This is a genomic window from Sphingosinicella sp. (assembly GCF_052388015.1).
GTDB lineage: Bacteria > Pseudomonadota > Alphaproteobacteria > Sphingomonadales > Sphingomonadaceae > Allosphingosinicella.
Window position 1 is genome coordinate 18293 of the sequence record NZ_JBQTIN010000037.1, and the last position, 24581, is coordinate 42873.

Here is a 24581-nt window from a genome sequence, read left to right on the forward strand (position 1 = left end):
GCTATGCGCGTGCGATGGCCGAACGGGTGGCGAACGGGCGAAACGGGCAAGGCGACGCGGCGCGGCTGCTGCTGGCGGCGGCGCGCGAGCGCTTCGCCGTGGCCGCGACCGACCTGCTGTTGCCCGACGCGGCGCGTTTGACCGAATGGCAGCGGCTGACGGCGGCCGCCTTGTTGGGGCGCCTGATCGCCTGCATCGAGGATGCATTGCGGACACGCCTGGCCGCCCATTTCGCGAGCGAGGAAGGTGTAGCTGCCGCGCTTGAATCCGCCCATGTGCCGATCGCGGCGCCGATCCTGGAGCGGGCCGGGGCGCTGAACGATTCCGAGCTGAGCGCCGCCCTGGTCCGCCGGGTCGAGGAGCATCGTTTCTGGACATTGCACCGGCCGGCGGGACGCGACGACCTGCTGTTCGCACTCGCCCGCGACGCCGATGAGGAGGTGGCGGGGGAGGCAATGGCGCTGGTCATCGCGCGCAGCCGCCGCTTCGACCGCTTCGAGGAGCCGGTGCTGACCGAGGCCGAGCTGCCGGCCGAGCTCCATCATCGCCTGGTCTGGCTCGTCGCCGCGGCGCTGCGCCATTATCTGGTCCAGCACCATCGCCTTGCCGGCGTCGATGCGGCGATCGAGACAGCGGCGGCTGAAGTGCTGTCCCGCCACGACGAAGGCGAGAACCTGGAAGCGGCGGCCTCGCGCCTCGTCCGGCGGCTGGATAGCGCCGGTCGGCTCGACGGCGACCTGCTCGCGCAGACGATCGAAAGCGGTCTCTTGCCTCTGTTCCTGGCCGCGATCGGGGCGCGCTGCGGCCTCGATCCCGCGGCGGCCTGGGAAGTGCTGGCCGATCCGCAGGGTCGCGGCCCGGCATTGCTGGTCCGCGCCGCCGGGCTGGAGCGGCGGGACGCGGCCCGCATCCTGCTCGCGCTCAACGCGAAGGGACCGATCTTCTCCGGCGCCGAGGGCGACGCGACCGAGACGCAGCTCGAATTGTTCGACACGCTCGACCAGCCGGCGGCGGGCGAGGTGCTGCGCATGTGGCGCGCCCATCCGGCCTACCGGGCGAGCGTCGCCCGCGTTTCGACCCGCGCCCGCCCGTCGGGTGCGGCGGCGTGAGCGACACGATGGCCAGCGAGGCCCCGGTCACCGGCCGGCTCGACGCCGCCGGGCGGCTGATCGCCGCCGATCCGCCGCTGGCGGCGCTCCAGGCCAGCGCCGGCGGCAGCAGCGGCGGGCCTTTGTCGGTGCCGCAAATCGCGGCGCTGGCCCGGCTCGCCAGGCGGCTCGGGATCACGGTATCCCGCGCGGCGATCGCCGCCGAGGCCGACGAGGATGTCGATCTCTGGGTCCGCGCCGAGCCTGACGGCGAGGAGGTCGCGCTGTCGATCACCGGTTGGCAGCGGCGTCCGGCCCGGACGGTTTCGGAACCCGCGCCTGCCGCCGCTGCCCGCGAGAACGACTTCCTCCGCGCCAGTGCCGACTGGACCTGGGAGACCGACGACACGCTGCGCATCACCTCGCTCTCGCCCGGCGCGGCGGCGGCGATCGGCCGGCCGCCCGCCGATTTGACCGGCCGCCAGATCACTCGCCTGTTCCGCTTCCACGAGGATGCGGAGGGCGACCTGCCGTTGCTCACCGCGCTCGCCGAGCATGAAGGCTTCGCGGGCCAGCGCGCCGAGCTGCGCGGCGGATCGCAGGGCCATTATCTGCTCTCCGGCGTGCCCTTGATCGACGGCATGGGCCGCTTCGCCGGCTTTCGCGGCGCCGCGGTCCGCGTCGAGGGCGCGGCAAGCCCATCGGCCGCCGGCCCGGCATCGACCGACGCCTTCGGACGCCGCCTCGACGCCGCCTTGCGCGAGCCGATCGACCGGATCGTCGGCCAGGCCGAGAAAATGGGCGCCGCGGACGAAGGGCCGCTCGCCGCCGATTATGCCGGCTATGCCGCCGACATCGCCGCCGCCGGCCGCCATCTGCTCGCTCTGGTCGACGACCTTGTCGACCTCTCGGCGATCGAGCGGCCGGACTTCCGGCCCGCCGCCGAGGAGATCGACCTCGCCGACATCGCCCGCCGCGCCGCCGGCCTGCTCGGCGTTCGCGCCGGCGACAAGGGCGTCACGATCGACGGCCCCGACGAGGGCGCGCTCCCGGCCACCGGCGACTTCACCCGGACCTTGCAGATCCTCGTCAACCTGCTCGGCAACGCCGTCCGCTACTCGCCGGACGGCGGCCAGATCTGGCTGCGCGCCGAGCGGGAAGGCGACCTCGCGATTCTCATCGTCGCCGATCAGGGCAAGGGCATCGACGCGGCCGACCAGGAGCGGGTGTTCGAGAAATTCGAGCGGGTCGACCAGAGCGAGCCGGGCGGCGCCGGCCTCGGCCTCTACATCGCCCGCAAGCTCGCCCGCGCGATGAAAGGCGACCTCGCCGTCCACAGCGCGCCGGGGCAGGGCGCGCGGTTCACGCTGACATTGCCGGCACGGTAGGGGCGGGCGGCGCCGCAGCGCCAAAAAGTCGCGGGTAAACCTGACAAGTCCGACAGGTGCCCGCGTTGATGCGGCGCGAATGGTCCCAATGTTCGCACTGGCTCTGGGTGCCAAGCACCGGCTCCCGGCTGCGGAACCTGACGAACCTGACGCTACGTCGGGAGGGATTCCCCTTCCCAAGGGCGGGGAACCTCACCCCCGGATCGGGGTCCGGGGCAGGCTTTGCGTCGCGAACGACGCGAATTCGCCCAAATCCCTGAATGCGAGTTCAGGGCAGGCGACGACGGTCTCCTGAAAATTTGAAAGAGCCAGCCGCGCCGCCCCGGCCCGAGCGAGCCGAGACGATGTCGCGAATCGGAACATAACAGAAACATGCTGATGTAGGAAAGCGCGAACCGGAGATGCTTGGTGAGGCGTGGACGACGAGATGGCCCGCTTCCGAAACCGACTCCACAATGGGGTCGGACGCGTGCGGGGTTAAGCGACTTCTTCGCTATGATCGGGCGGGCAGCGATGGACCTGGACTTTGGCATCGTCCTCAAAAGGGTCGCCAGCACGAACCGCGGCCAGCAAGAGGCTGAGCCGCTCAAGGGGTGAGATGCGCATGAGTCGTCGGGGCCTTGTCCTGATTGCGTCCCTTGCCGTCACGGCAATCCTCGCCATGGCTGCGGCGGTCGCCATCTGGATGCAAACAGCACCGCCGAGGGCGCCGGCCCAAAACGTCGCTGCCGAGCCCGTGGAGCCGCTGACGCAGGAAATGGCGTGCATCGAAGGTGTCCTGAAAAATGGCGCTCTGGAAGCCAATCAGGTGCAGCCGGCGCTTGATCGCTGTCGCTAGCGCGAGAAGGAAACATCGGGTCTCGACCGTTCACCCCACCCCAGCCCTCCCCATCGAGGGGGGAGGACGGGTTCAGCGCTGCGCGACGGGCACATAATCCCGCTGCACCGCCCCGGTATAAAGCTGCCGCGGCCTGCCGATCTTCTGCTCGGGGTCCGAGATCATCTCGTTCCACTGGGCGACCCAGCCGACGGTGCGGGCGAGGGCGAAGAGGGCGGTGAACATCTCGGTCGGGAAGCCGATCGCGTTCAGGATCACGCCGGAATAGAAATCGACGTTGGGGTAGAGCTTCTTCTCGATGAAATAATCGTCCTTGAGCGCGATCTGCTCGAGCTCCTGGGCGGTGTCGAGGACCGGATCGGAGATGCCGAGCTCCTTCAGCACCTCCTGCGCGGTCTTCTGCATCACCTTCGCGCGCGGATCGAAATTCTTGTAGACGCGGTGGCCGAAGCCCATCAGCCGGAAGGGATCCTCCTTGTCCTTGGCGCGGGCGATATATTCGGGGATCCGCTCCGGCCGGCCGATCTCGCGCAGCATCTCCAGCGCCGCCTCGTTGGCGCCGCCATGAGCCGGGCCCCAGAGGCAGGCGATGCCGGCCGCGATGCAGGCGAAGGGGTTGGCGCCCGACGAACCGGCCAGGCGGACGGTGGAGGTCGAGGCGTTCTGCTCATGATCGGCGTGGAGGATGAAAATCCGCCGCATCGCATTCTCGATCACCGGATTGACCTCGTAGGGCTCGGCCGGGACGGCGAAGGTCATGCGCAGGAAATTGCCGGTGTAGGTCAGGCTGTTCTGGGGCGAGATGAACGGCTGGCCGATGCTGTATTTGTAGGCCATCGCGGCGATGGTCGGCATCTTGGCGATCAGCCGGTGGCTGGCGATCATCCGCTGGCGCGGATCGGTGATGTCGGTCGAGTCATGATAGAAAGCGGAGAGCGCGCCGACCACGCCGCACATGATCGCCATCGGGTGCGCATCGCGCCGGAAGCCGCGATAGAAGGTCGCGAGCTGCTCGTGCAGCATCGTGTGGCGGGTGATCGTGTGGGTGAAGTCCGCCAGCTCGTCCGCCTTCGGCAGCTCGCCGTTCAGCAGCAAATAGCAGACCTCCATGAAGGTCGATTGCTCGGCGAGCTGGTCGATCGGATAGCCGCGATGGAGGAGGATGCCGGCGTCGCCGTCGATATAGGTGATCGCCGAGCCGCAGGACGCGGTGGAGGTGAAGCCCGGATCATAGGTGAAGGCGCCGGTCTGGGCGTAGAGCTTGCGGATGTCGATAACGTCCGGGCCGACCGAGCCGTGCAGGACGTCGCCTTCATAAGCCTTGTCGCCGATCCCGATCGTTGCCTTGTCCGCCATGCCCCTAGTCCTTTCTGGTGAGCTGGTCTCCGATCCGGGCGAGGCTTTCGTCCCGCCCGAGCAGCGCCAGCACGTCGAAAATACCCGGCGACGTCGCCCGGCCGGTCAGCGCCGCCCGCAAGGGCTGCGCCAGCTGGCCCAGCTTCGCGCCTTCGGCCTCGGCAACCTCCCGCACCGCCTGCTCCGTCGCCTCGGCCGACCAGTCGGGGAGGGCCGACAGACGGTCGTGGACGAGGCCGAGCAGGTCCCGCGCCGCGCCTTCTAGCAGCGCGGCGGCCTTCTCGTCCATCGCGAGCGGGCGGGCGGCGAAGAGGAAGGTGGCGCTCTCGGCAAGCTCGTTCAGATCCTTCGCGCGCGGGGTGAGGAACGGCATCGCCGCGGCGAGCTTCGCCTCGTCGGCGCCGGGGATTTTCGCGGCGACCAAGGCGGCGAGCGCGGCCGGATCGGCGGCGCGCAGATAATGGCCGTTGAGATGCTCGAGCTTCCTGGTGTCGAAGCGCGAGGGCGAGCGGCCGACATGGGCGAGATCGAACCAGCGCGTGGCGTCCTCGCGGCTGATGATCTCGTCGTCGCCATGGCCCCAGCCGAGCCGGAGCAGATAGTTGGACAGCGCCTCCGGCAGGATGCCGAGCTCGTCGCGATAGGACTCGACACCGAGCGCGCCGTGCCGCTTGGAGAGCTTCGCGCCGTCCGCGCCGTGGATGAGCGGGACGTGGGCGTAGATGGGCTCCGACCAGCGCATGGCGTGGATGATCGCCAGCTGGCGGAAGGCGTTGTTGAGATGATCGTCGCCGCGGATGATGTGGGTGACGCCCATGTCGTGATCGTCGACGACGACGGCGAGCATGTAGGTCGGCGTGCCGTCCGAGCGCAGCAGGACGAAATCGTCCAGCTCGGCGTTGCTGACCGTCACCGGGCCCTGCACCCGATCCGGGATCGTGACCTCGCCCTCGCGCGGGGCCTTGAGGCGGATGACCGCCGGCGCATCGGGGCCATCGCCGCGGTCCCGCCACGGGCTTTCGATGCGGAACGGGCGCTTTTCGGCGCGCGCCGTCTCGCGCTGGGCGGCCAGTTCGTCCTGGCTGAGCCAGCAGCGATAGGCATGGCCCTTCGCCAGCAGTTCATGCGCGATCTCGGCGTGGCGTGCCTCGAATTGCGACTGGTAATATTCGTGCCCGTCCCAGTCGAGGCCAAGCCAGCGCATCCCGTCGAGGATCGCGTCGATCGCCGGCTGCGTGGAGCGGGCGCGGTCGGTGTCCTCGATGCGGAGCAGGAACCTGCCGCCATGATGGCGGGCGAAGAGCCAGTTGAACAAGGCGGTGCGGGCGCCGCCGATATGGAGGAAACCGGTCGGCGACGGCGCGAAACGGGTGACGACCTGGCCAGGTTCGGATGGGGTTGCGCTCAAGCGCCGAGTCTCCACAACAGGGGCCATGGCGACCCGTGACGCGAGCGCCCGTAGCATGGCGGACCGGCTGCGCGAAGGCCGCTGGTTCGGCGGCCTGGGCGCGCGGCTGGAGGCGCTCGCCGAAGCGGAGCGGGACCAGTTTCCGCTCTGGCTGCCGGTCGGGCTGCTCGGCGGGATCGCGGCCTGGTTCTGGCTGCCGGACCGGACGGGCTGGATCGGATTCATCGCGGGCGTGGCGGCGCTGGCGCTGGGCGCGCTGGCGACGGCGCGGGCCAGCCGCTGGGAGCCGGCGCTCGCCTGGTTCGGGCTGGTGGCGGCCTTCGGCTGCGCTTTGATCTGGTGGACCGCCGAGCGCGCCGCCGCGCCGCGCGCCGAGCGGGCGCAGGCGGTGGACATCACCGGCGTCGTGGAGAGCGTCCAGCCGCGGGCGGCGGAGCGGCTCACCCGGATCGTCGTCGCGCCGGAGGGGGAGGGCCAGCCGGCCCGGGTCAGGGTCAATATCGACGAGGTGCTGGCGCCCGAGGGCCTCGCGCCGGGCGCGCGGGTGCGGTTCCAGGTGTTCCTGATGCCGCCGGCGCCGCCGGCCGCGCCGGGCGGCTATGACTTCAGCCGCACGGCCTGGTTCCAGCGGCTCGGCGGGACGGGAAGGGTGGGGCGGATCGATGTGCTGGCACCGGCATCGGAGCAGGGATGGCGGGCAACGATCGCCGGCTGGCGGACGCGGCTCGGCGCGCATATCCGGGCGCAACTGGCGGAGGCGGAGGGCGGTATCGCGGCGGCGCTGGCCACCGGCGACCAGTTCGGCATTCCCGAAGCGGACGCCGAGGCGATGCGGCGCTCGGGTCTGGCGCATTTGCTGTCGGTGAGCGGGTTGCATCTGACCGCGGTGGTCGGCGCGGTGATGCTGCTCACGCTGAAGCTGCTCGCGCTCAGCCCGGCGCTCGCGCTGCGCTTCCGCCTGATCCTGATCGCCGCCGGGGCGGGGGCGTTGGCGGGCATCGCTTATACCTTGCTCACCGGCGCGGAGGTGCCGACGGTCCGCTCGTGCATCGCGGCCTTGCTGGTGCTCGCCGGAATCGCGCTCGGGCGCGAGGCGATCACGCTGCGGCTGGTCGCGGTGGGCGCGTTGATCGTGCTGCTGCTCTGGCCGGAATCGGCGATCGGGCCGAGCTTCCAGCTGAGCTTCGCCGCGATCGTCGCCATCGTCGCGTTGCACGAGCATCCGCGGGTGAAGGCGTTGCTGTCGCGGCGCGACGAAGGCGGTTTCGCGCGGGTCGGGCGCTTCCTGCTCGGGCTGGTGCTGACCGGCGTCGCGGTCGAGATCGCGCTGACCCCGATCGCCCTGTTCCATTTCCACCGCGCCGGCCTCTACGGCGCGGGCGCGAACGTGGTCGCGATCCCGCTCACGACCTTCGTCATCATGCCGCTCGAGGCGCTGGCTTTGCTGTTCGACCTGATCGGGTTGGGCGCGCCCTTCTGGTGGGTGACGGGGCAGGCGCTGTCGCTGCTGCTCTGGATTGCCCATTCGACCGCCAACGCGCCCGGCGCCGTGGCGATGCTGCCGGCGATCCCGCGCGGGGCTTTCGCTTTGATGGTGGCGGGCGGATTATGGCTCTGCCTGTGGCGGACGCGCTGGCGGCGGCTTGGGCTGGTTTCCGTCGCGGTCGGGGCGATCTGGGCGCTCGCGACGCCGCTGCCCGACCTCATCGTCACCGGCGACGGCCGCCACGTCGCCTTACGTGGGCCGGACGGTCGGCTCGCCATTCTGCGCTGGCGGGCCGGCGACTATGTCCGCGACACGCTCGCCGAGCTCGCCGCGGCCGAAGCGGATTATGTCGAGTTCGACGAACTGCCGGGCGTCTCGTGCAGCGAGGATCTGTGCGCGGCCTATGTCGACCGGGACGGAAGGCGGTGGCGTATCCTCGCCACCCGCACGCGGCATATCGTCGCCTGGCCCGAAATGGTCCGCGCCTGCGCCTGGGCGGACATCGTAATCTCGGACCGGCGCCTGCCGCGCGGCTGCAATCCCCGCTGGCTGCGCGCCGATCGCGATTTGCTGGCCCGCACCGGCGGCCTGTCGATCACCTTCGGCCAGCGCCCGCGCGTCACGACGGTGATGGGGGAGGCGGGCGACCATCCGTGGTCGACACGGCCGCCGCCCGGCGACTGATTATCGCGGCGACGGCGTTCGCGTGTCGACCGCGATCCAATTGTCTTCCCAAGTCGCGCCGGCGTCGGGCGAGAAGGATTGCACGAAGCGGATCCGATCGCGCCCCTCCGGCGTGACGACGAAGCGGACCAGCACGACGCGGCCGTCGACATTGTCCTGGCCGTAGAACAGCCCCCGCCCGGCCGCGTCGAAGCCGCCATAGACCGGCGCGGTGAGCTGGCCGCTCCGCATGCTGGCGAAGTTGAGGCTCCATTGCCGCGTCTGCGGATTGTAGAGCCGGAGCGAAAGGCCCCGGATCCGGCCGGCGGCGCCCGTCACGTCCAGCTCAACCAGATTGGCCTGGCCGTCCATCGCGGCGCGGACGATACTGCTGCCCTGATAGTCGACCCAGCGATCGGGCTCCGGATTCAACGGGTTTGCAAGATAACGCAACGCGGTGGCCCAGGTCCCGATCTCCCAGTCGAAATCGCGGCTCCCGTCGCGCGCGGCCGAACCCGGCTGCGCGACGGCGGCGGTCGTAATGAGCAAAAGCCCGGCAAACGCCGCAGCGGAGCGTGCAAACATTATCGGTGACTCCTTCAGCACATCGCTGTGCATGCCTCGGCATCGGAAACCAGTTTAGTTCGACAAGCAACATCCGAGGACCGTCGAAATGCGATATCGCCGCGATTCAGTCCCGCCGCCCGCCAGCAAGAGCGCAAGACTCAGTCCGATTTGACGCAGGCCAGCTCGTTGCCGGCGGGATCGAGGAAGTGGAAGCGGCGGCCGCCGGGGAAAGCGAAGATCGACCGCACGATTGTGCCGCCGGTGCCCCATATGGCATCGAGCGCCGCCTCGAGATCATCGACCTCGATGACCGCCAGCGGCGCCTTGGTCGCCTCCGCTTTGTCTCCCTGCAGCCCAATATCGGTGTCACCGCTCATCGTTGCCGCATAGGTCGGGCCGAAGCCGGTCAGTGACCAGCCAAACGCCTTCTCGTAGAATTGCCGGGCCGCGCCGATGTCTCCGACCGGCAACTCGACATAATTGAGGCGGGACGGCATCGGCTCAATAGCGCCGCAGCAGCCCGGCGAGCCTGCCCTGGATCTGGACCTGGTCGGGGCGGTAGCGTTGCGGGTCGTAGAGGCGGTTGGCGGGATCGAGGCGGATCATCTGGCCTTCGCGGCGGAAGGTCTTCAGCGTCGCTTCCTCCTCGTTGATCAAAGCGACGACGATCTCGCCGTCGCGCGCCGTCTCCTGCTTGCGGATCAGCGCATAGTCGCCGTCCAGGATGCCTTCGTCGACCATCGAATCGCCGGCGACCTCCAGCGCATAATGCTCGCCGGGGCCGAGCAAGGCGGCGGGGACGGGGAGGGTGTCGGTGCCCTGCAGCGCCTCGATCGGCGTGCCGGCGGCAATCCGGCCGTGCAGCGGGATATCCATGACGTCGTTGGCGGCGCGGGGCGGCGCGGCGGCGGGGGTGTTGATGTTCGCCGCGACGGGCGCGCGCACCTCGGGCACCTTCAGCACTTCGAGCGCGCGGGCGCGATTGGGCAGGCGGCGGATGAAGCCGCGCTCCTCCAGCGCCGAGATCAGACGGTGGACGCCGCTCTTCGACTTGAGGTCGAGCGCCTCCTTCATCTCCTCGAACGAGGGCGAGACGCCGCCTTCCTTGAGCTTGGCGTCGATGTAGAGCAGCAGCTCCTGTTGCTTGCGCGTCAGCATGGCGAGTCCTCCGCCGGGAACATTGGCGGAACGTGTATGGAACGTTAGGGGCGCTGTCAAGCGGTTGGGGTCAGGCCTCCGCCTCGTCACCATCCATGGTTCCATCCGCCGTCTCGTCGCCGTCTTCCTCGCCGCTCTCCTCGATCCTCGCGGCCGAGACGACGTGCTCCTCGTCGGCCACGTCGAACAGCCTGACGCCGGCCGAGCCGCGGCCGATCACCCTGAGACGCGTATCGCGCTTGCCTTCCTCAAGCTTCACTTTGGGATCGCGCAGTTCGATCGGGATGCGGATCATCTTGGCCTGGTCGGTGACGAGCATCAGCTCGTGTCCCTCGCCGGCCGGGAAGCTGGCGACAACCGGGCCGTTTCGCTCGATATTGTCGATATTCACGATTCCCTGGCCGCCGCGACCCGTCCGGCGGTATTCGTAAGCCGAGGACAATTTGCCGTAGCCGTTGGCGCAGACGGTCAGGATGAACTGCTCCTGCTCCATGAGCTCGCGATAGCGTTCCGGCTCCAGTGCCGGACTGCCGTCCTTCTCGCCCTTCCACGGCGCATATTTCAGATATTCCTCACGCTCCTCCTGGCTCGTGCCGACCCGGTGGAGGATGGACAGCGAGATGACCTCGTCGGCCTTCTTCAGCGTCATGCCGCGCACGCCTGTCGAGGTGCGGCTCTGGAATTCGCGCACGTCGTCGGCGGCGAAGCGGATCGCCTTGCCCTGACGGGTGGCAAGCAGCACGTCATCGCCCTCGGTCAGCAACGCCACGCCGATGAGGCGATCGTCCGAATCCTCATCGAAGCGCATTGCGAACTTGCCGTTGGACGGCACATTGGTGAAGGCGTCCATCGAATTGCGGCGCACGCTGCCCTTGGCGGTGGCGAAGACGACATGGAGCTTGCCCCATTCCGCTTCGTCCTCCGGCAACGGCAGGACGGTCGAGATCGTCTCGCCCTCGGCGAGCGGCAGCAGGTTCACCATCGGCCGGCCGCGGGTATTGGCCTGACCCTCCGGCAGGCGCCAGACCTTGAGCCGATAGACCTTGCCGTGGGTCGAGAAGAACAGGACCGGATTGTGGGTCGAGGTCACGAACAATTCGGTGACCGCGTCCTCGTCCTTGGTTGCCATGCCGGCGCGGCCCTTGCCGCCGCGGCGCTGGGCGCGGAACGCTTCGAGCGGGGTGCGCTTGATGTAGCCGCCGAGCGTCACGGTCACGACCATGTCCTCGCGCTCGATCAGCGCCTCGTCCTCGATTCCGTCCCAGGCGGGTGCGATCTCGGTGCGGCGCGGCGTCGCGAAGGCGGCGGCGACGGCGTCCAGCTCCTCGCGCATCACCGCGTAGAGCTTCACCCGGTCCCCGAGGATTTCGAGCAGGCCCGTGATCGAGGTGGCGAGCTCGCGCAATTCGCCGCCGATCTCGTCGCGGCCGAGGGCGGTCAGGCGGTGCAGGCGCAGGTCGAGGATGGCGCGGACCTGGGCGTCCGAGAGGCGATAGGCGTCGCCATCGACCTCGGTCTCGATCGCTTCGACGAGGCGGATGTAGGCGGCGATCTCGGCGATCGGCCAGGCGCGGGCGATCAGGGCGGCGCGCGCTTCGGCGGGCGAGGCGGAACCGCGAATGATCCGCACCACTTCATCCAGATTGGTGACCGCGATGACGAGGCCGAGCAACAAATGCGCCCGCTCGCGCGCCTTGGCGAGCTCGAACTTGGCGCGGCGGGTGATCACCTCTTCCCGGAACCTGACGAAGGCCTCGATGATGTCGCGCAGGGTCAGCGTCTCCGGCCGGCCGCCGCGGATCGCGAGCATGTTGGCCGGGAAGGAGGACTGGGCCGGCGTGTGCCGCCAGAGCTGGTTCAGCACCACGTCGGGCGTCGCATCGCGCTTCAGGTCGATGACGACGCGGACACCCTCGCGGTTGGATTCGTCGCGAATGTCGGAAACGCCCTCGATCCGCTTCTCCTTGGCCGCTTCGGCGATCTTCTCGACCAGGCCATTCTTGCCGATCTGAAAGGGAATGGCGGTGAGCACGATCGACCGCCGCTCGCCGCGCCCTTCCTCTATGATGTGGCGGGCCCGCATGATGATCGAGCCGCGCCCGGTCTGATAGGCGGCGCGGGCGCCGGCTTGCCCCAGGATCAAAGGCCCGGTCGGGAAATCGGGGGCGGGGATATGCTCCATCAGTCCTTCGACGGTGATGGAGGGATCGTCCATATAGGCTTTGCAGGCGGCGATCACCTCGCCGAGATTGTGCGGCGGGATGTTGGTCGCCATGCCGACCGCGATGCCGCCGGCGCCGTTGACGAGCAGGTTCGGGAAGCGCGCCGGCATGACTTGCGGCTCTTCCCGGGACGCGTCGTAATTCGGCGTGAAATCGACCGTATCCTTGTCGAGGTCGTCGAGCAGGGTCATCGCGACCTTGGCCAGCCGCGCCTCGGTGTAGCGCATCGAGGCGGGCGGATCGGGGTCCATCGAGCCGAAATTGCCCTGGCCGTCGATCAGCGGCACCCGCAGCGACCAATCCTGGGTCATGCGGGCGAGCGCGTCGTAGATCGCGCTGTCGCCATGCGGGTGATAATTGCCCATCACGTCGCCGACGATCTTGGCGCATTTGCGGTAGGGACGGCCGGCGACGAAGCCGCCCTCCTGACAGGCGTAGAGGATGCGGCGATGGACCGGCTTCAGCCCGTCGCGGACATCGGGCAGCGCCCGCGCCACGATCACGCTCATCGCGTAATCGAGGTAGGAGGTCTTCATCTCGTCGACGATCGAGATGGGGGAGATGTCGCTGGAATCGATGGTGATCGGCGGTTCGGTGGCCAAAGTTCTGTCCTGGGTTACGAGATCGGCCGCGCCGGACGGCGGCCTGGTCGGGCCCGGCCTAGCCGATGCCGGCAGGCCGCGCCACCCCTCGCGCGCGCATGCGCGCACGTGCGCGCGAGGCTCGTGTCATATGGTTGTTTTTCGCGGCTTTTCCAGCCCGTCCGGGTTCAAGGGCGGTTCATGGCCGGCCCCCTAGCAACGCGCGGGCGATGGCGGTAGAAGCCGCCCCGTTCGAGGGCAAGGAAGGCGAATTGATGCGTCATGTCAGGGCCGTTCTGGCCGCGATCCTTTCCGCCTGCGCCCTTGTCGCGATTCCGCTCGCCGCCGGCCAGGCGCAGCCCGCCGCACCGGCGTCACGGCCGCTCACGCTCAGCCGCGAGGAGCGCGCCGCGGTGACCGCGCTCCGCGCCGCCGCCGCCGGGCCCGACCGGGCGGCGCAGGACAGCGCGCTGGCGGCCGCCCGCAGCGCGACGCGCGGGGTCGACGCTCGCTATGCCGTCGCCAGCCTCGCCTACCAGATCGCACGCGCGCGGGGCGACGTCCGGGGGATGAACACGGCCGCGGACGAGATGCTGGCGACCAACCTGCCGCAGGGCGCCGAGCTGGCGGCGCTGCTCGCCAGCCAGGCGAGCCGCGCTTATTCCGCCAACGACCTTCGGCGCGCCGACGCCATTCTGGCCCGGATGGTCGAGGCCCAGCCGAACAATCCGGCGGTGCTCGCCGATCATGGCCAGTTCAAAGCACGGCTCGGCGACCGGCCGGCGGCGGTTGCGCTGTTCCAGCGCGCGCTCGCCGCGCAGCGGGCGCTCGGCCAGCCGGCGCCGGAGAGCTGGCACCAGCGGGCGCTGGCGATCGCCGTCGACGGGCGGCTGGCGGCGCAGAGCGCGACGCTCGGCCGCGAGCTCGTGGTCAATTATCCGAACCCGGCCAACTGGCGCGACGCCTTGCTTGCGCTGCGCGTCGGCGAGCCGCCGCGGCCGGCCGGGACCGCTATAGCCCCACCCGCCGATCCGGCGCTCGATCTCGACATTCGCCGCCTTGCCCGCGCCGCCGAAGCGCTGGCCGGCGAGCGGGACTATCTGGAATTCGCCCAGGCGCTGAGCCGGACGTCGCCCGGCGAGGCCAAGGCGGTGCTCGACGAGGGCGTGAGCCGCGGCGCGCTCGATGCCAACGAGGCGATCGTGCGCCAGCAATTTACCGCCGTCACCGCCCGTGCCGCGCAGGAGCGCGCCGGCCTCGCGGCATCGCGCGCGCGCGCGCTTGCCGGCGACGCCGCGGCGATGGTCGCCGCCGGCGACGCGCATTTCGGCAACGGCCAGTATCTGCCCGCGGCCGAGCTCTATCGCTCGGCGCTTCAGCGTGGTGCTGTGGATCCGGCGCTGGTGAACACCCGGCTCGGCGCGGCGCTGGCGCTGGGCGGGCAGCGTGTCGAGGCCGAGACGGTCTTGCGCGCGGTGACCGGGCCGCGCACGGGTCTGGCAAGCTATTGGCTGGCATGGATTGCGCGACGGCCTGGTTGACGCCGGTCGGGCGCGAGCCGTCAGATTTCGAATGAGGTATAACCGGCGCCGGTTGCGCCAACAGGAGATCCCGATGAAGACCTATCGTCCCGCTTTGTCCGGCCTGCTCGCCGCCGCCGCCATGCCGGCCCTGGCGCAGGGTGGTTATCAGCAGCAATCCCAGCCGGCCCAGCAGCCGCCGGAGGTGCAGCAACAGCGGCAACCGGCCCAGCAGCAGCAGGCGGCGCCGATCCGCCTATCGCGCGAGGAGACCGCCGCGATCCGGCCGCTCAGCGAGGCGGTGCGGACACAGAATTGGGCCGGCGCCGCGGCCGCGCTCCCCGCCGCCCAGGCGGGCGCCACAACGCCCCCGGCGCGGTTCGAGGTCGGCCGGCTGCAGCTGCAACTCGGGCAAGGCACCCAGAATCGCGAGATGCAACTCCAGGGCGTGGACGCGATGCTGGCCAGCGGTGGCGCCCCGGCGACCGCCATGCCGACCTTGCTGGGTGCGCGCGCGAGCATCGCGATCCAGGCGAGCGACTGGCCGACAGCCGAACGCATGCTGACGCAGGTTCTGGAGCTTCAGCCGAACAATACGGAGCGGCTGTTCCAGCTCGCCGAGGTCAAGATCGCGCTCAACAATAATGGTGCGGCGCTGGCCCTCTATCAGCGGCTGCTCCAGGCGCTCGAGCCCGCCGGCCAGCAGCCGACCGAACAGCAGCTGCGCCGCACCGCAGCCCTCGCGACCGACCAGCGCAACACGCAGCTTGCGGCACAGCTGAACGACCGCCTGCTGCGTGCCTATCCGAACGCGGCGAGCTGGCAGGCGGTGCTCGTCGCGCTTCGGCAGGGCGCCGGCGAGGATCTTCAGCTGGGGCTCGACGTCCGGCGGCTGATGCTGGTGGCCGGCGCCTTGCCGCGTGCCGGCGACTATGTCGATTTCGCGTCGCGGCTGGATCGTGCGGGCCAATGGGGCGAGGCCAAGGCAGTGCTCGACCAGGGGGTTGCGCGCGGAACGGTCAACGCCAGCGATTCGACCGTGCGCCAGATGATGACCACCGCGGAGGCGCGGATTCGCGAGGACCGGCCACAGCTCGGGGCGATGCGGACGCGGGCGCTCGCCGCCGCGACCGGACGCGAGGCGCGGATCGCGGGCGACACCCATTACGGCTACGGCGAATATGCCGCCGCGGCGGAGCTTTACCGCGCGTCGCTGCAGAAGGGCGGCGAGGACGCGAACCTGCTCAATACCCGCCTCGGCGCGTCGCTGGCGCGTGCAGGCCGGACTGCCGAGGCACAGGCTGCGTTCCGGGCGGTGACCGGGCCGCGTGCGGCGCTGGCCGGCTATTGGCTGGTCTGGATGGAGCGGGGCACGCAGCCCGCCGCGCAGCCGGCGCCGGCTCAACCGACGCAGCCGGCGCGGCCCACACAATAGGATCGAAAACCCCGCCGGCGGTTCGTCCCACTTTGTGACGGCCGCCGGGGCGGGGCTTCCTCGGCCACGGCCTTTGCGGTTACGCCTTCGGCGTAGTCGCGCCGCCCTGTGGCGCGCCATGGGCCGGGATCGGGATGCGCTTCAACGACATGATCGCCACGGTGCTCGCCGCCTCGGCCGAACGGCCGGAGGCGCGCGAGGCGCAGTGGCGGCAACTCGTCGACCTGCTCGCCCAGCGCCAGCCCGGCGCGCCGGACGCGGCGCGCGCGGAGGCTTTCGCATTCCTGCGCGACGAGCGCGCGATGGTGGAGCCGCGTGTTCGCGCCGCCGCGGCCGCCTCGCTGGCGGGCCTGGCGATCGATCCGGACCTGGTGGCGTTCTTCGCCGAGGACCGCGCCGAGATCGCGGCGCCATTGCTGCGCTCGGTGCGGCTCGGCGCGGACGACTGGCTTGGCATATTGCCGCGGCTTGGACCAACGGCGCGGGCGCTGCTGCGCCACAGGCGGGACCTGCCGCGCGATGTCCGCCGCGCGCTGGCGGCGTTCGGTCCCTCCGATCTCGTGCTCGGGCAGCAGCTGGCCGATCCCGGGCCGCAGCCTGCCGACTCTCCGCGCGGCGAGGCCGGCTCGCCCATTCTCGAGCTGGTCGAGCGGATCGAGGCCTATCAGCGCCAACGCCGCGAGCCGGCGCCGGAACCCGAGGCAGCCAGCTATGCGGCACCCGCCGCCGCCTTTCGCTGGGAGGCGGGGACCGAGGGGGTGATCCGCTGGGTGGACGGCGCACCGCGCGGGCCCTTGATCGGGCTCAGCATCGCCGCGCCGGCGGACGCCGCGCGACCCGGCGTCGATGACGAGGCTTCGCGCGCTTTCGAGCGGCGTACGCCGTTTCGCGACGCGCAGCTGCGTGTCGCCGGGCAAGGCGAAGCGGCGGGCGACTGGCGCGCGTCGGGCGTGCCTTTCTTCGACGCCGCAAGGGGCGCCTTTCTCGGCTATCGCGGCGCGGCGCGGCGCGGCGGCACGGCCGAGATGCCTTCGGCCACGTTCGGGCCGGCTTTGCCGCCCGATTCGCTTCGCCAGCTGATTCATGAGCTGCGCACGCCATTGAACGCGATCATGGGCTTCGCCGAGCTGATCGAGGGCCAGTATATGGGCCCGGCCGCGGATCGCTATCGCCACCGCGCGGCCGACATCATGGACCATGCGAGCCGGCTGCTGGGCACGGTCGACGATCTCGACACCGCGGCGCGGATCGAAACCCGGCGCCTTGCCGAGACCGCCGGCCGCAGCGACGCGGCGGCGCTGCTCGAACGTCTCCGGCAATCCTACGACAATGCGGCGCGCCAGCGCGGCGCGCGGTTCGACCTGACGGTCGCGCCCGATCTTCCCGAGGCGGCGGTGGCGCCGGACGTGACGGAGCGATTGCTCGCCAGAATGCTCGCGGCGACCATCGGACTCGCGCGCGAGGGAGAGGAGATCGCCGCCGCGCTGCGCGCCGACCGCGAGATGCTCGACTTCGCGATCGACCGGCCGCAGGCGGTGGAAGGGCTCGACGCGCAGGCGCTGCTCGATCCGGCCTTCAGCCCGGCGGGCGACTGGCCGGCCGCGCCGGCGCTCGGCCTCGGCTTCGCGCTCCGGCTGGTGCGCAACCTTGCCGAGGCGGCGGGCGGCGAGCTCGTCATCGGGGCCGAGCGTATCCAGCTTCGGTTGCCGGCCGCGCCGGCGGCGTGAGAGCCGCTCCGCCGGCTGGCGCCGCCGCGCCGGGTCCGCTATCCGCGGCAGGCGCGAGGTGGGGCCTGTAGCTCAACGGTAGAGCCGGCCGCTCATAACGGCTTGGTTGTAGGTTCGAATCCTGCCGGGCCCACCAGCTCCAAAAAGAAAAGGGCGCCGAGGTTCGACCCCGGCGCCCTTTCTCCTGGCCGGTCCGATCAGAAGCGGAGCGTGACGCCCGCCCGATAGGTGCGGTAATTGAGGTCGCCCCGGGCGATCGTGGTGTCGGCGGAAAGGTCGATGCTCACCCGGCCGGTGTTGAGCCGCAGCCCGCCGCCGATCTCGCCCCAGTTGCGGTCCGCATTGGGCAGGATGAAGTTCTGCGCCGCCGCGCCGAAGCCGGTCGCCGCGAAGCCGGCGCGGACCAAAGTCGGCTGATCCATGAACTCGTGGATCCAGTTAGCCGTGAGCCGCGGGCTGATCGACACTGAGCCCTCGATCGTGCCGCCGAGATCGACGCCGATGCGCCCCTGAAGGCTTTCGTAGCGCTGGCTGTCGATCACCAGGGCGAGGCCGCCGCCAGTCTCCCGATTGTCGCCGAAGTCGACCAGCGTGTAGCGGCCGGCGACGTTCGGCGTGAGGGTCAGGCTGCCCACCGGCATCTGGTACCCCAGACCGATCTCGCCCGATGCCGCGAGCCCGTCATTGCGGCCACGCAGGTCGAACGTCGTGCCACCGACGACGACCGGGCGGCGGCTCTCGACCGAGAATTCACCGACGCTCAGCTGGGTCGTGCCGATGAGGCCGCCGCCGAGGTTGCTCATCGAGTAGAAATTGCCCTCGACGAGCGATCCGTCGGTGGACTGGTTTCCAGGCGACAGGCCCTCGGTGTCGACATAGTGGATGGCGACGCCGATCCGGGTGTCTTCGTTGAGGTCGAGCTCCAGGCCGCCGGCGATATAATAGCCATTAAGCTCGTCGCGGCCGGCGATCAGGCTGGGCAGCGCATCGGCCCTGCCGTCGAGAAAGCCGCCCGCGAGGAAGGCGCTGACATGATCAGGGAGCACGCCATGCGCCTGGACCAGATTGCTGGACCCGGCGTCGTTCATCGTCTGCATGCCGCCCGCATTGTCGCCCATATTGTTGATCGCGTTGGACGCAAGCTGGATCGGATTGCCGATCATCGTCAGCGTGCCGCCCGACTCACCGCTGGCGAGGAACGAGATGCGGTCGCGATAGAAGCGGCCCATCGTGTCGGTCGACATCCGCGCCAGGGATCCCTGGGTCGCCTCGGTCCGCGGCGCGGCGGTTTCGAGCACCGTCTGGATCTGCGCCTGCGACAGCACGTCGAGCTCGCCGAAAAGATCGGCCAGCAAGGTATAATTGGCGCGGTTTCCGTCGAGCAGCCTGGCATAGGCAACCTGCACCGGCGAGTTCGGGTTGACGACGGAAAGATACGGCACCGCCGTGATCTGCACGAGGACGGTGTTCGCCGTGTAGGTGACGGTCGGCCGCAGGATGGCGGAGAGGGCGTTGGCGCTGGCGAACGTGTTGGTGCGCCCGCCCGCCGCGTTGACGATCGTATAGGTGGAGCCGAACGTGGCCCGCGCCACCGGGTTGAGCACCAGCGCGCCGCCGAGATCGATCGATCCGGTCGACGTGCCGTTGGCCGTGGTCCGCAGCAAATCGGACACGCCATTGGCGCCGAGATCGATCGCCGTCTGCGTGCCCGAAGACAGGATGACGTTGCCCGAGACGGTGAGCGTACCGATCGTGCCAACCGTGCCCGGCGCGATCGTGCCGAGGACGCTGGTCAGGAACGGCGTGCGGACCGTGCCGCTGCCGGAGAGCAGGCCGCCGATCAGCGCATAATCGCCACCGCTCGCCAGCGTGCCGTTCACGTTCATGGTGCCGGCGGTCTGGGTGATGTCGATCAGGCTCGTGAGCGAGGCGCCATTGTTGATCGTCAGGCCAGCCGTGGCGGCCGCGATCGCGAAGCGATCGATGGTCACCGCCGAGGACAGGGTGATCGTGCCCGCGTTGCGGAGCGTCACGTCATAATAACGCCCGAGCGCGCCGGTTGTCCGGACGGGGTCAACATTGTTCGGCACGAAATTGGTCGCGCCGGGCAGCCCGTTGGCGATCGACGGGGCGGGAAGCGCGCCGTCGCGGTAGCCGGGGGCCGCCTCAGGCGACTCGATCGCGCCGTCGATCAGGCCTGAAGCGGCGCCAGAGATGGCGACATCGCTGGCGTCGGCCAGCGACAACCGCCCGCCGGCGCTGAGCGTCGTCGTGCCCGACGAGCTGGCCGCGGCCTGCTCGACTTCGGCGTCGGCCGGCTGAGCGCCCTCCACTATCTGGACCGTCAGCGGCGCGGAAGCATCTCCCGTGCCCGTCGGCGTGTTCGGCACGTTATTGCGCGCCGCGCCGGTTGCCAGGTTTTCGCACTCGTTGAAGGCCGGCGGGGCCGGCGTGTTGAGCGGGGTCTGGAAGCAGACTTCGCCGAATTGCGGCGTCTGCGCGACAAGGGCGCCGCCGAGCTCGGTCGGGATCCCGTTGACGAGCTGGCCACCGGTCAGGATCTGGTAGGCCGGGTCGAGCGTCGTCACCCAGGTCGCCGCATCCTCCCAGTTGCGGTTGCCGGCATTGGCCGTCACGTACCGGTAGGGATTGTTGGCGACGATCCACTCCCAATAGAGGAAGAGCGGCTGGTAGAAGCTTTGCGCGCCGTAGCTACCGCCCGGCTGGCCGCCGAAGAAGGTCGAGCCGCCGGAAAGGACACCGATCACCACAGGGCGCGAGAAGGCTTGGTCGATGATCAGCGGGCCGCCCGAATCGCCGGGGCCGGTCAGGCCCTCGCGGGTCAGCGCGTTGTCGCGATAGCCGTTGAAATCCTCCGGATCGGCGGTCGCGGTGCCGCGCGCGGGATCGTCGAAGTCGGTCCAGTAGAGCAGCTGAGGCCGCGACGTCGTGCCGGTCGAACCGAACAGGAAGAGGTTCCGGCGATTGATCGAGGTCAGCGCGCCGAGCATGTTCTCGGCGACGCGGCGGCGGAAGCCGCCGCTGGCGGCCGAGCCGGTCGTGCCGTTGCCGGTGTTACCGTAGCCCGCGATGCCGACATGATAGCCGGTGCCGTTCGCCGGATTGATCGCCGCCGGCGACGTCAGCGGCGAGAAGAGCAGCACCCATTGCGGGACGCCGCGGGTCGGCGTGTCGAGCGAGAGCATCGCGATGTCCGCCTCGAGGAAGCAGGACGTCGGGACGGTGCATGAGGCCGGGGCGAGCGAGGCCGGATTATAGAGGACCTGGTTGCCGTTGTAGAATTGCTGCGCCCGGTTGGACTGGAACCGGCCCGGGCCGGTGCTGCCGCCGGTGAGCCAGTTGACCAGCTCGTCCGGCTGGCCCGGCGCATTGGCGCGGGTGTTGGTCTCGAACCCGACGCCGACGCCGACGCCGCCCGAATTGGCGCCGTAGGCGGTCGCCGCGCGTTGGTTCACACAGTGCGCCGCGAAGATCACGGTGCGCGGATTGATCAGCGAGCCGGTGCAGAGGCCGACGAAGCCGCCGCCGGCGTCGGTGACAATCTGCCCGATGCCTGTGACATTGACGGGATCGCGAATGTCATTTGGGGTGAAGTTATTGTTTATCGTGACGTTCGGATTCTCGGTCACATTCATGATCGATATTGGCGGCGCCAGCGGCATATCGCGCGCGTCGGCGATCGACAGGGCCGCGCCGGTCTGGGCCGAATCCCGGACGTCGCCGATCGACAGCGCCGAGGCCGAGCTCGCCGAATCCCGGACGTTGTTGATCGACAGATCGGAGCGCTGGGCGTGCGCCGGGGTGATGGCGAGTGCGAGCGAGGTCGCGGCCGAAGCGAGATAAAACGCGCGGCGAGCGGCAGAAGTGACGGTCATAATCCCCCCAAAAGGACTGGTTGTGATTCAGGCTTATGGCCGTGTCTTGGCGCAACGTCGCGTCGCAGGCAAGCAAAGGCGGCGTGGTTAACGACGGAATTTTGATTGTTTGCGCGGTGTTGCACGCCGGTAACATGGCTTCGGAACGCCTTGCTGCTGCGCGGCTAGCCCGATAGAGCGCCGCCGGACGGGGAGTAGCGCAGCCTGGTAGCGCATCTGCTTTGGGAGCAGAGGGTCGCAGGTTCGAATCCTGTCTCCCCGACCAGCCTTATTGCCGTGCGGCCGCTACCCCTGCCGGCTCGATCCGCTCCGGCGCATTGGCGGTCGCCGCCAGCACCGCCGTCCAGGCGGCGACATTCTGCCTCAGCTGCGCCGGATCGACCTTGTCGAGCGTGTCGTCGGGCGTGTGGTGATAGTCGAAATAGCGGGTGCCGTCCTGATTGAGGTCGATCGCGGCGATGCCGGCATTGGCCCAGGCGCCGAGATCGGCGCCGGCATTGGCGCGGTCGCGGCCGCGGACGATGCCCAAGGGCGCGAGCAGGGCGTTGATCCGGTCCCCCAGCGCGGTATTGGCCGGCGCGAGATTGGTCGTCATCCGCCACACCCGGTCGGCGCCGAAATCGGACTCCCCGACCAGCACGACATTGCCGTCATTGCGATGGGCGGCGAAATAGGCGTTGCCGCCGAACACGCCGACCTCCTCGGCGCCGAACAGGACGACGCGGATCGTCCGGCGGGGACGGCCCGCCTGCATGATCCGGTGCGCCGCGGCGGTGGTGATCGCGACGCCGGCGGCATTGTCGATCGCGCCCGTGCCGAGGTCCCAGCTATCGAGATGACCGCCGATGACGATGACGCCCGCGGAGGGATCGGTGCCCGGCACCTCGGCGACGACATTGCCGGACTGACGGCGGCCGATGTTGCGCGGCGTCAGGACGAGGCGCATCCGCACCGGCTGGCCGCGCCGCAGGATGCGCTGCAGCTGCTCGGCGTCGGGGATCGACAGCGCGCCGGCGGGGATCGGCCGGACGCCCTCGTCGAACGTCTGCACGCCGGTGTGGGGGTTGCGGTGATAATCGGTGCCGATCGAGCGGATGACGATCGCGGCCGCGCCCTTGCGGCTGGCGACGCTTGGGCCCCGGCGGCGCGGCGCGCCGAACGGGCCGTAGCCGGAGCCGTCCTGGTTCGCCTGCATCGCATGGGTGATGAAGACGATCCGGCCGCGCACCGCCGAATCCGGCGCCGCTTCCAGCGCCGCGACCGTCTCGAAATAGACGACCTCCGCCTCGATCCCGCGCACCGGCGTCGCGCCGCTGTTGCCGAGCGCGGTAACGACGAGATTCTGGGGGAAGGGGGCGACGATCTCGGCCCGTTCCTCGCCGCGCACCCAGACCGGCATGTCGAAGGCTTCGATATGGACGTTGGCGAAGCCCAAAGCGGTCAGCCGCCGCACCGCCCAGTCGCGCGCCCGCGCCTCGGCCTCGGTCCCCGCCATGCGCTGGCCGACCTCGGTGGTGAGCCCTTCGAGCAGGTCCCAGGCGACGGTGTCGCTGGCCAGCGCCGCGTCGCGCAGCGCGGCGGGATCGGGCTGGGAGGTCTGGAAGGCTGAGGCGGGCGAGAGGGCGAACGCGGCGAACGCGATGAGCAGCAGCGGCTTTTTCATGGATCGCCGCCTAGCCAAAGCGCGCTAGTGACGAAACCCGTAATATTATCTCATCGTCATAAGCTGCGCTTATCGCGCGCGGCATGGACGTTTCAGCTCGCCCGCACTAGGGGAGCGCCAAATCCCGCCAGCACCCCATATTCGGAGACCGCGCCGCGATGGCTCGTCAATTCAGCTACGTCATGCAGCACATGACCAAGACCTTCCCGGGCGTCCCCAAGCCGGTGCTCAACGATATCAGCCTGCAATTCTATTCCGACGCCAAGATCGGCATCGTCGGCCCGAACGGATCGGGCAAGTCGACCTTGATGAGGATCATGGCCGGGCGCGACACCGAGTTCGCCGGCGAGGCCTGGCCGGGCGAGAATATCCGGGTCGGTTATCTGGAGCAGGAGCCGCAGCTCGATCCGACCAAGACGGTGATGGGGAACGTCCGCGACGGCGTCCGGCCGGTCGCCGACCTCGTCGACCGCTACAACGCGATCGTCGCCGAGATGAGCGAGGACGGGGCCGATTTCGACGCGCTCGGCACCGAGATGGGCGAGCTTCAGGAGAAGATCGACGCGGTCGACGGCTGGACGCTGGACAACCAGCTCGAGATCGCGATGGACGCGCTGCGCTGCCCGCCGGGCGACGCCAGCGTCGAGCATCTTTCGGGCGGCGAGAAGAGGCGGGTGGCGCTGACCCGGCTGCTGCTGGAGAAGCCCGACATCCTGCTGCTCGACGAGCCGACCAACCATCTCGACGCCGAGAGCGTGCAATGGCTGGAAAAGCATCTCGTCGACTATCCGGGCAACGTCATCCTCGTCACCCACGACCGCTACTTCCTCGACAATGTCGTGAACTGGGTGCTGGAGCTCGATCGCGGCCGCTACTACGTCTATGAATCCAATTATTCCGGCTACCTGGAGAAGAAAGCCAAGAGACTGGAGCAGGAAGAGCGCGAGGAACAGGGCAAGCAGAAGGCGATCAACGACGAGCTGGAATGGATCCGCCGCTCACCCAAGGCGCGGCAGGCCAAGTCCAAGGCCCGCATCCGCGCCTTCGACGAGCTGGTCCAGGCGCAGGAGAACCGCACCCCGGGCAAGGCGCAGATCATGATCCAGGTGCCCGAACGGCTGGGCGGCAATGTGATCGACGTCAAAGGCGTTTCAAAGGCTTATGGCGACAAGCTCTTGTTCGACGAATTGTCGTTCAGCCTGCCGCCGGGCGGCATCGTCGGCGTCATCGGCCCGAACGGCGCCGGCAAGACGACGCTCTTCAAATTGATCACCGGCCAGGAGCAGCCGGACGAGGGCGAGGTCAAGATCGGGCCGACCGTCCATTTGGGCTATGTCGACCAGTCGCGCGACCATCTCAGCGCCGACAAGAATGTGTGGGAAGAGGTTTCGGGCGGCGCCGACGTGTTCCGCTTCGGCAAGCACGAGCTCGGCACCCGTGCCTATGTCGGCGCCTTCAACTTCAAGGGGCCGGACCAGCAGAAGAAGGTCGGCCAGCTCTCCGGCGGCGAGCGCAACCGCGTCCACCTCGCCAAGATGCTGAAGGAGGGCGGCAACGTCCTGCTGCTCGACGAGCCGACCAACGA

The 24581-nt window shown here is 69.5% G+C and carries 16 protein-coding genes and 2 tRNA genes; 10 read left to right on the forward strand and 8 right to left on the reverse strand.

The genetic code is table 11. The annotated features are described in order from the left end of the window. The first annotated feature begins 14 nt into the window (after nt 1-14). From ACT4N3_RS03030 to ACT4N3_RS03040, 3 genes are all read left to right on the forward strand, one after another. Nucleotides 15-1109 (forward strand): DUF2336 domain-containing protein, encoded by a 1095-nt coding sequence (locus ACT4N3_RS03030; RefSeq protein WP_444853730.1) that lies wholly within the window; start codon nt 15-17, stop codon nt 1107-1109. Next, nucleotides 1106-2476, forward strand: a complete 1371-nt coding sequence (locus tag ACT4N3_RS03035; protein ID WP_444853731.1) for an ATP-binding protein — start codon at nt 1106-1108, stop codon at nt 2474-2476. Before ACT4N3_RS03030 ends, ACT4N3_RS03035 begins: the two co-directional genes overlap by 4 nt. Before the next feature lie 598 nt (nt 2477-3074). Continuing rightward, complete coding sequence (locus ACT4N3_RS03040) at nt 3075-3314, forward strand: hypothetical protein (RefSeq protein WP_444853732.1); 240 nt, start codon at nt 3075-3077, stop codon at nt 3312-3314. 72 nt (nt 3315-3386) lie between these two features. On the opposite strand, the gene ACT4N3_RS03045 is transcribed toward ACT4N3_RS03040, so the two are convergent. Further along, a complete protein-coding gene (locus tag ACT4N3_RS03045) occupies nt 3387-4670 on the reverse strand; it encodes a citrate synthase (RefSeq protein ID WP_444853733.1) in 1284 nt (427 codons plus the stop codon). Between the two features lie 4 nt (nt 4671-4674). Then, complete coding sequence (gene gltX, locus ACT4N3_RS03050) at nt 4675-6105, reverse strand: glutamate--tRNA ligase (RefSeq protein ID WP_444853734.1); 1431 nt, start codon at nt 6103-6105, stop codon at nt 4675-4677. On the opposite strand from gltX, the gene ACT4N3_RS03055 reads away from it, so the two are divergent. Continuing rightward, nucleotides 6104-8248, forward strand: a complete 2145-nt coding sequence (locus ACT4N3_RS03055) for a ComEC/Rec2 family competence protein (RefSeq protein ID WP_444853735.1) — start codon at nt 6104-6106, stop codon at nt 8246-8248. The genes gltX and ACT4N3_RS03055 overlap by 2 nt on opposite strands. Here ACT4N3_RS03055 and ACT4N3_RS03060 read toward each other — a convergent pair whose 3' ends face one another. From ACT4N3_RS03060 to gyrA, 4 genes are all read right to left on the reverse strand, one after another. Further along, complete coding sequence (locus tag ACT4N3_RS03060; RefSeq protein ID WP_444853736.1) at nt 8249-8812, reverse strand: hypothetical protein; 564 nt, start codon at nt 8810-8812, stop codon at nt 8249-8251. It abuts the gene before it with no gap. Nucleotides 8813-8952: 140 nt separating this feature from the next. After that, nucleotides 8953-9291 (reverse strand): VOC family protein, encoded by a 339-nt coding sequence (locus ACT4N3_RS03065; protein ID WP_444853737.1) that lies wholly within the window; start codon nt 9289-9291, stop codon nt 8953-8955. A 4-nt stretch (nt 9292-9295) separates the two neighbouring features. Continuing rightward, nucleotides 9296-9952, reverse strand: coding sequence for a transcriptional repressor LexA (gene lexA, locus ACT4N3_RS03070; RefSeq protein ID WP_444853738.1), 657 nt, complete (start codon nt 9950-9952; stop codon nt 9296-9298). Between the two features lie 70 nt (nt 9953-10022). After that, nucleotides 10023-12776: a DNA gyrase subunit A gene (gene gyrA / locus ACT4N3_RS03075; RefSeq protein WP_444853739.1), complete on the reverse strand. Its 2754-nt coding sequence runs from the start codon at nt 12774-12776 to the stop codon at nt 10023-10025. A gap of 254 nt (nt 12777-13030) precedes the next feature. Between gyrA and ACT4N3_RS03080 the strand changes: the two genes are divergently transcribed. From ACT4N3_RS03080 to ACT4N3_RS03095, 4 genes are all read left to right on the forward strand, one after another. After that, nucleotides 13031-14296 carry a hypothetical protein gene (locus ACT4N3_RS03080; RefSeq protein WP_444853740.1) on the forward strand — a complete coding sequence of 422 codons (1266 nt, stop codon included), beginning with the start codon at nt 13031-13033 and terminating at the stop codon, nt 14294-14296. Nucleotides 14297-14369: 73 nt separating this feature from the next. Then, nucleotides 14370-15710: a tetratricopeptide repeat protein gene (locus ACT4N3_RS03085; RefSeq protein WP_444853741.1), complete on the forward strand. Its 1341-nt coding sequence runs from the start codon at nt 14370-14372 to the stop codon at nt 15708-15710. 134 nt (nt 15711-15844) lie between these two features. Then, complete coding sequence (locus ACT4N3_RS03090; RefSeq protein ID WP_444853742.1) at nt 15845-17437, forward strand: histidine kinase dimerization/phospho-acceptor domain-containing protein; 1593 nt, start codon at nt 15845-15847, stop codon at nt 17435-17437. Nucleotides 17438-17498: 61 nt separating this feature from the next. After that, a tRNA-Ile gene (locus tag ACT4N3_RS03095) sits at nt 17499-17573 on the forward strand. A gap of 61 nt (nt 17574-17634) precedes the next feature. Here ACT4N3_RS03095 and ACT4N3_RS03100 read toward each other — a convergent pair. Further along, nucleotides 17635-21333, reverse strand: a complete 3699-nt coding sequence (locus ACT4N3_RS03100; protein ID WP_444853743.1) for an autotransporter domain-containing protein — start codon at nt 21331-21333, stop codon at nt 17635-17637. 188 nt (nt 21334-21521) lie between these two features. Here ACT4N3_RS03100 and ACT4N3_RS03105 point away from each other — a divergent pair. Next, nucleotides 21522-21598 (forward strand) — tRNA-Pro (locus ACT4N3_RS03105). Between the two features lie 3 nt (nt 21599-21601). Here ACT4N3_RS03105 and ACT4N3_RS03110 read toward each other — a convergent pair. Beyond that, nucleotides 21602-22996, reverse strand: coding sequence for a M20/M25/M40 family metallo-hydrolase (locus tag ACT4N3_RS03110; RefSeq protein ID WP_444853744.1), 1395 nt, complete (start codon nt 22994-22996; stop codon nt 21602-21604). A 158-nt stretch (nt 22997-23154) separates the two neighbouring features. Here ACT4N3_RS03110 and ettA point away from each other — a divergent pair. Next, the coding region (gene ettA, locus ACT4N3_RS03115; RefSeq protein WP_444853745.1) for an energy-dependent translational throttle protein EttA at nt 23155-24581 on the forward strand (1427 nt) is incomplete at its 3' end.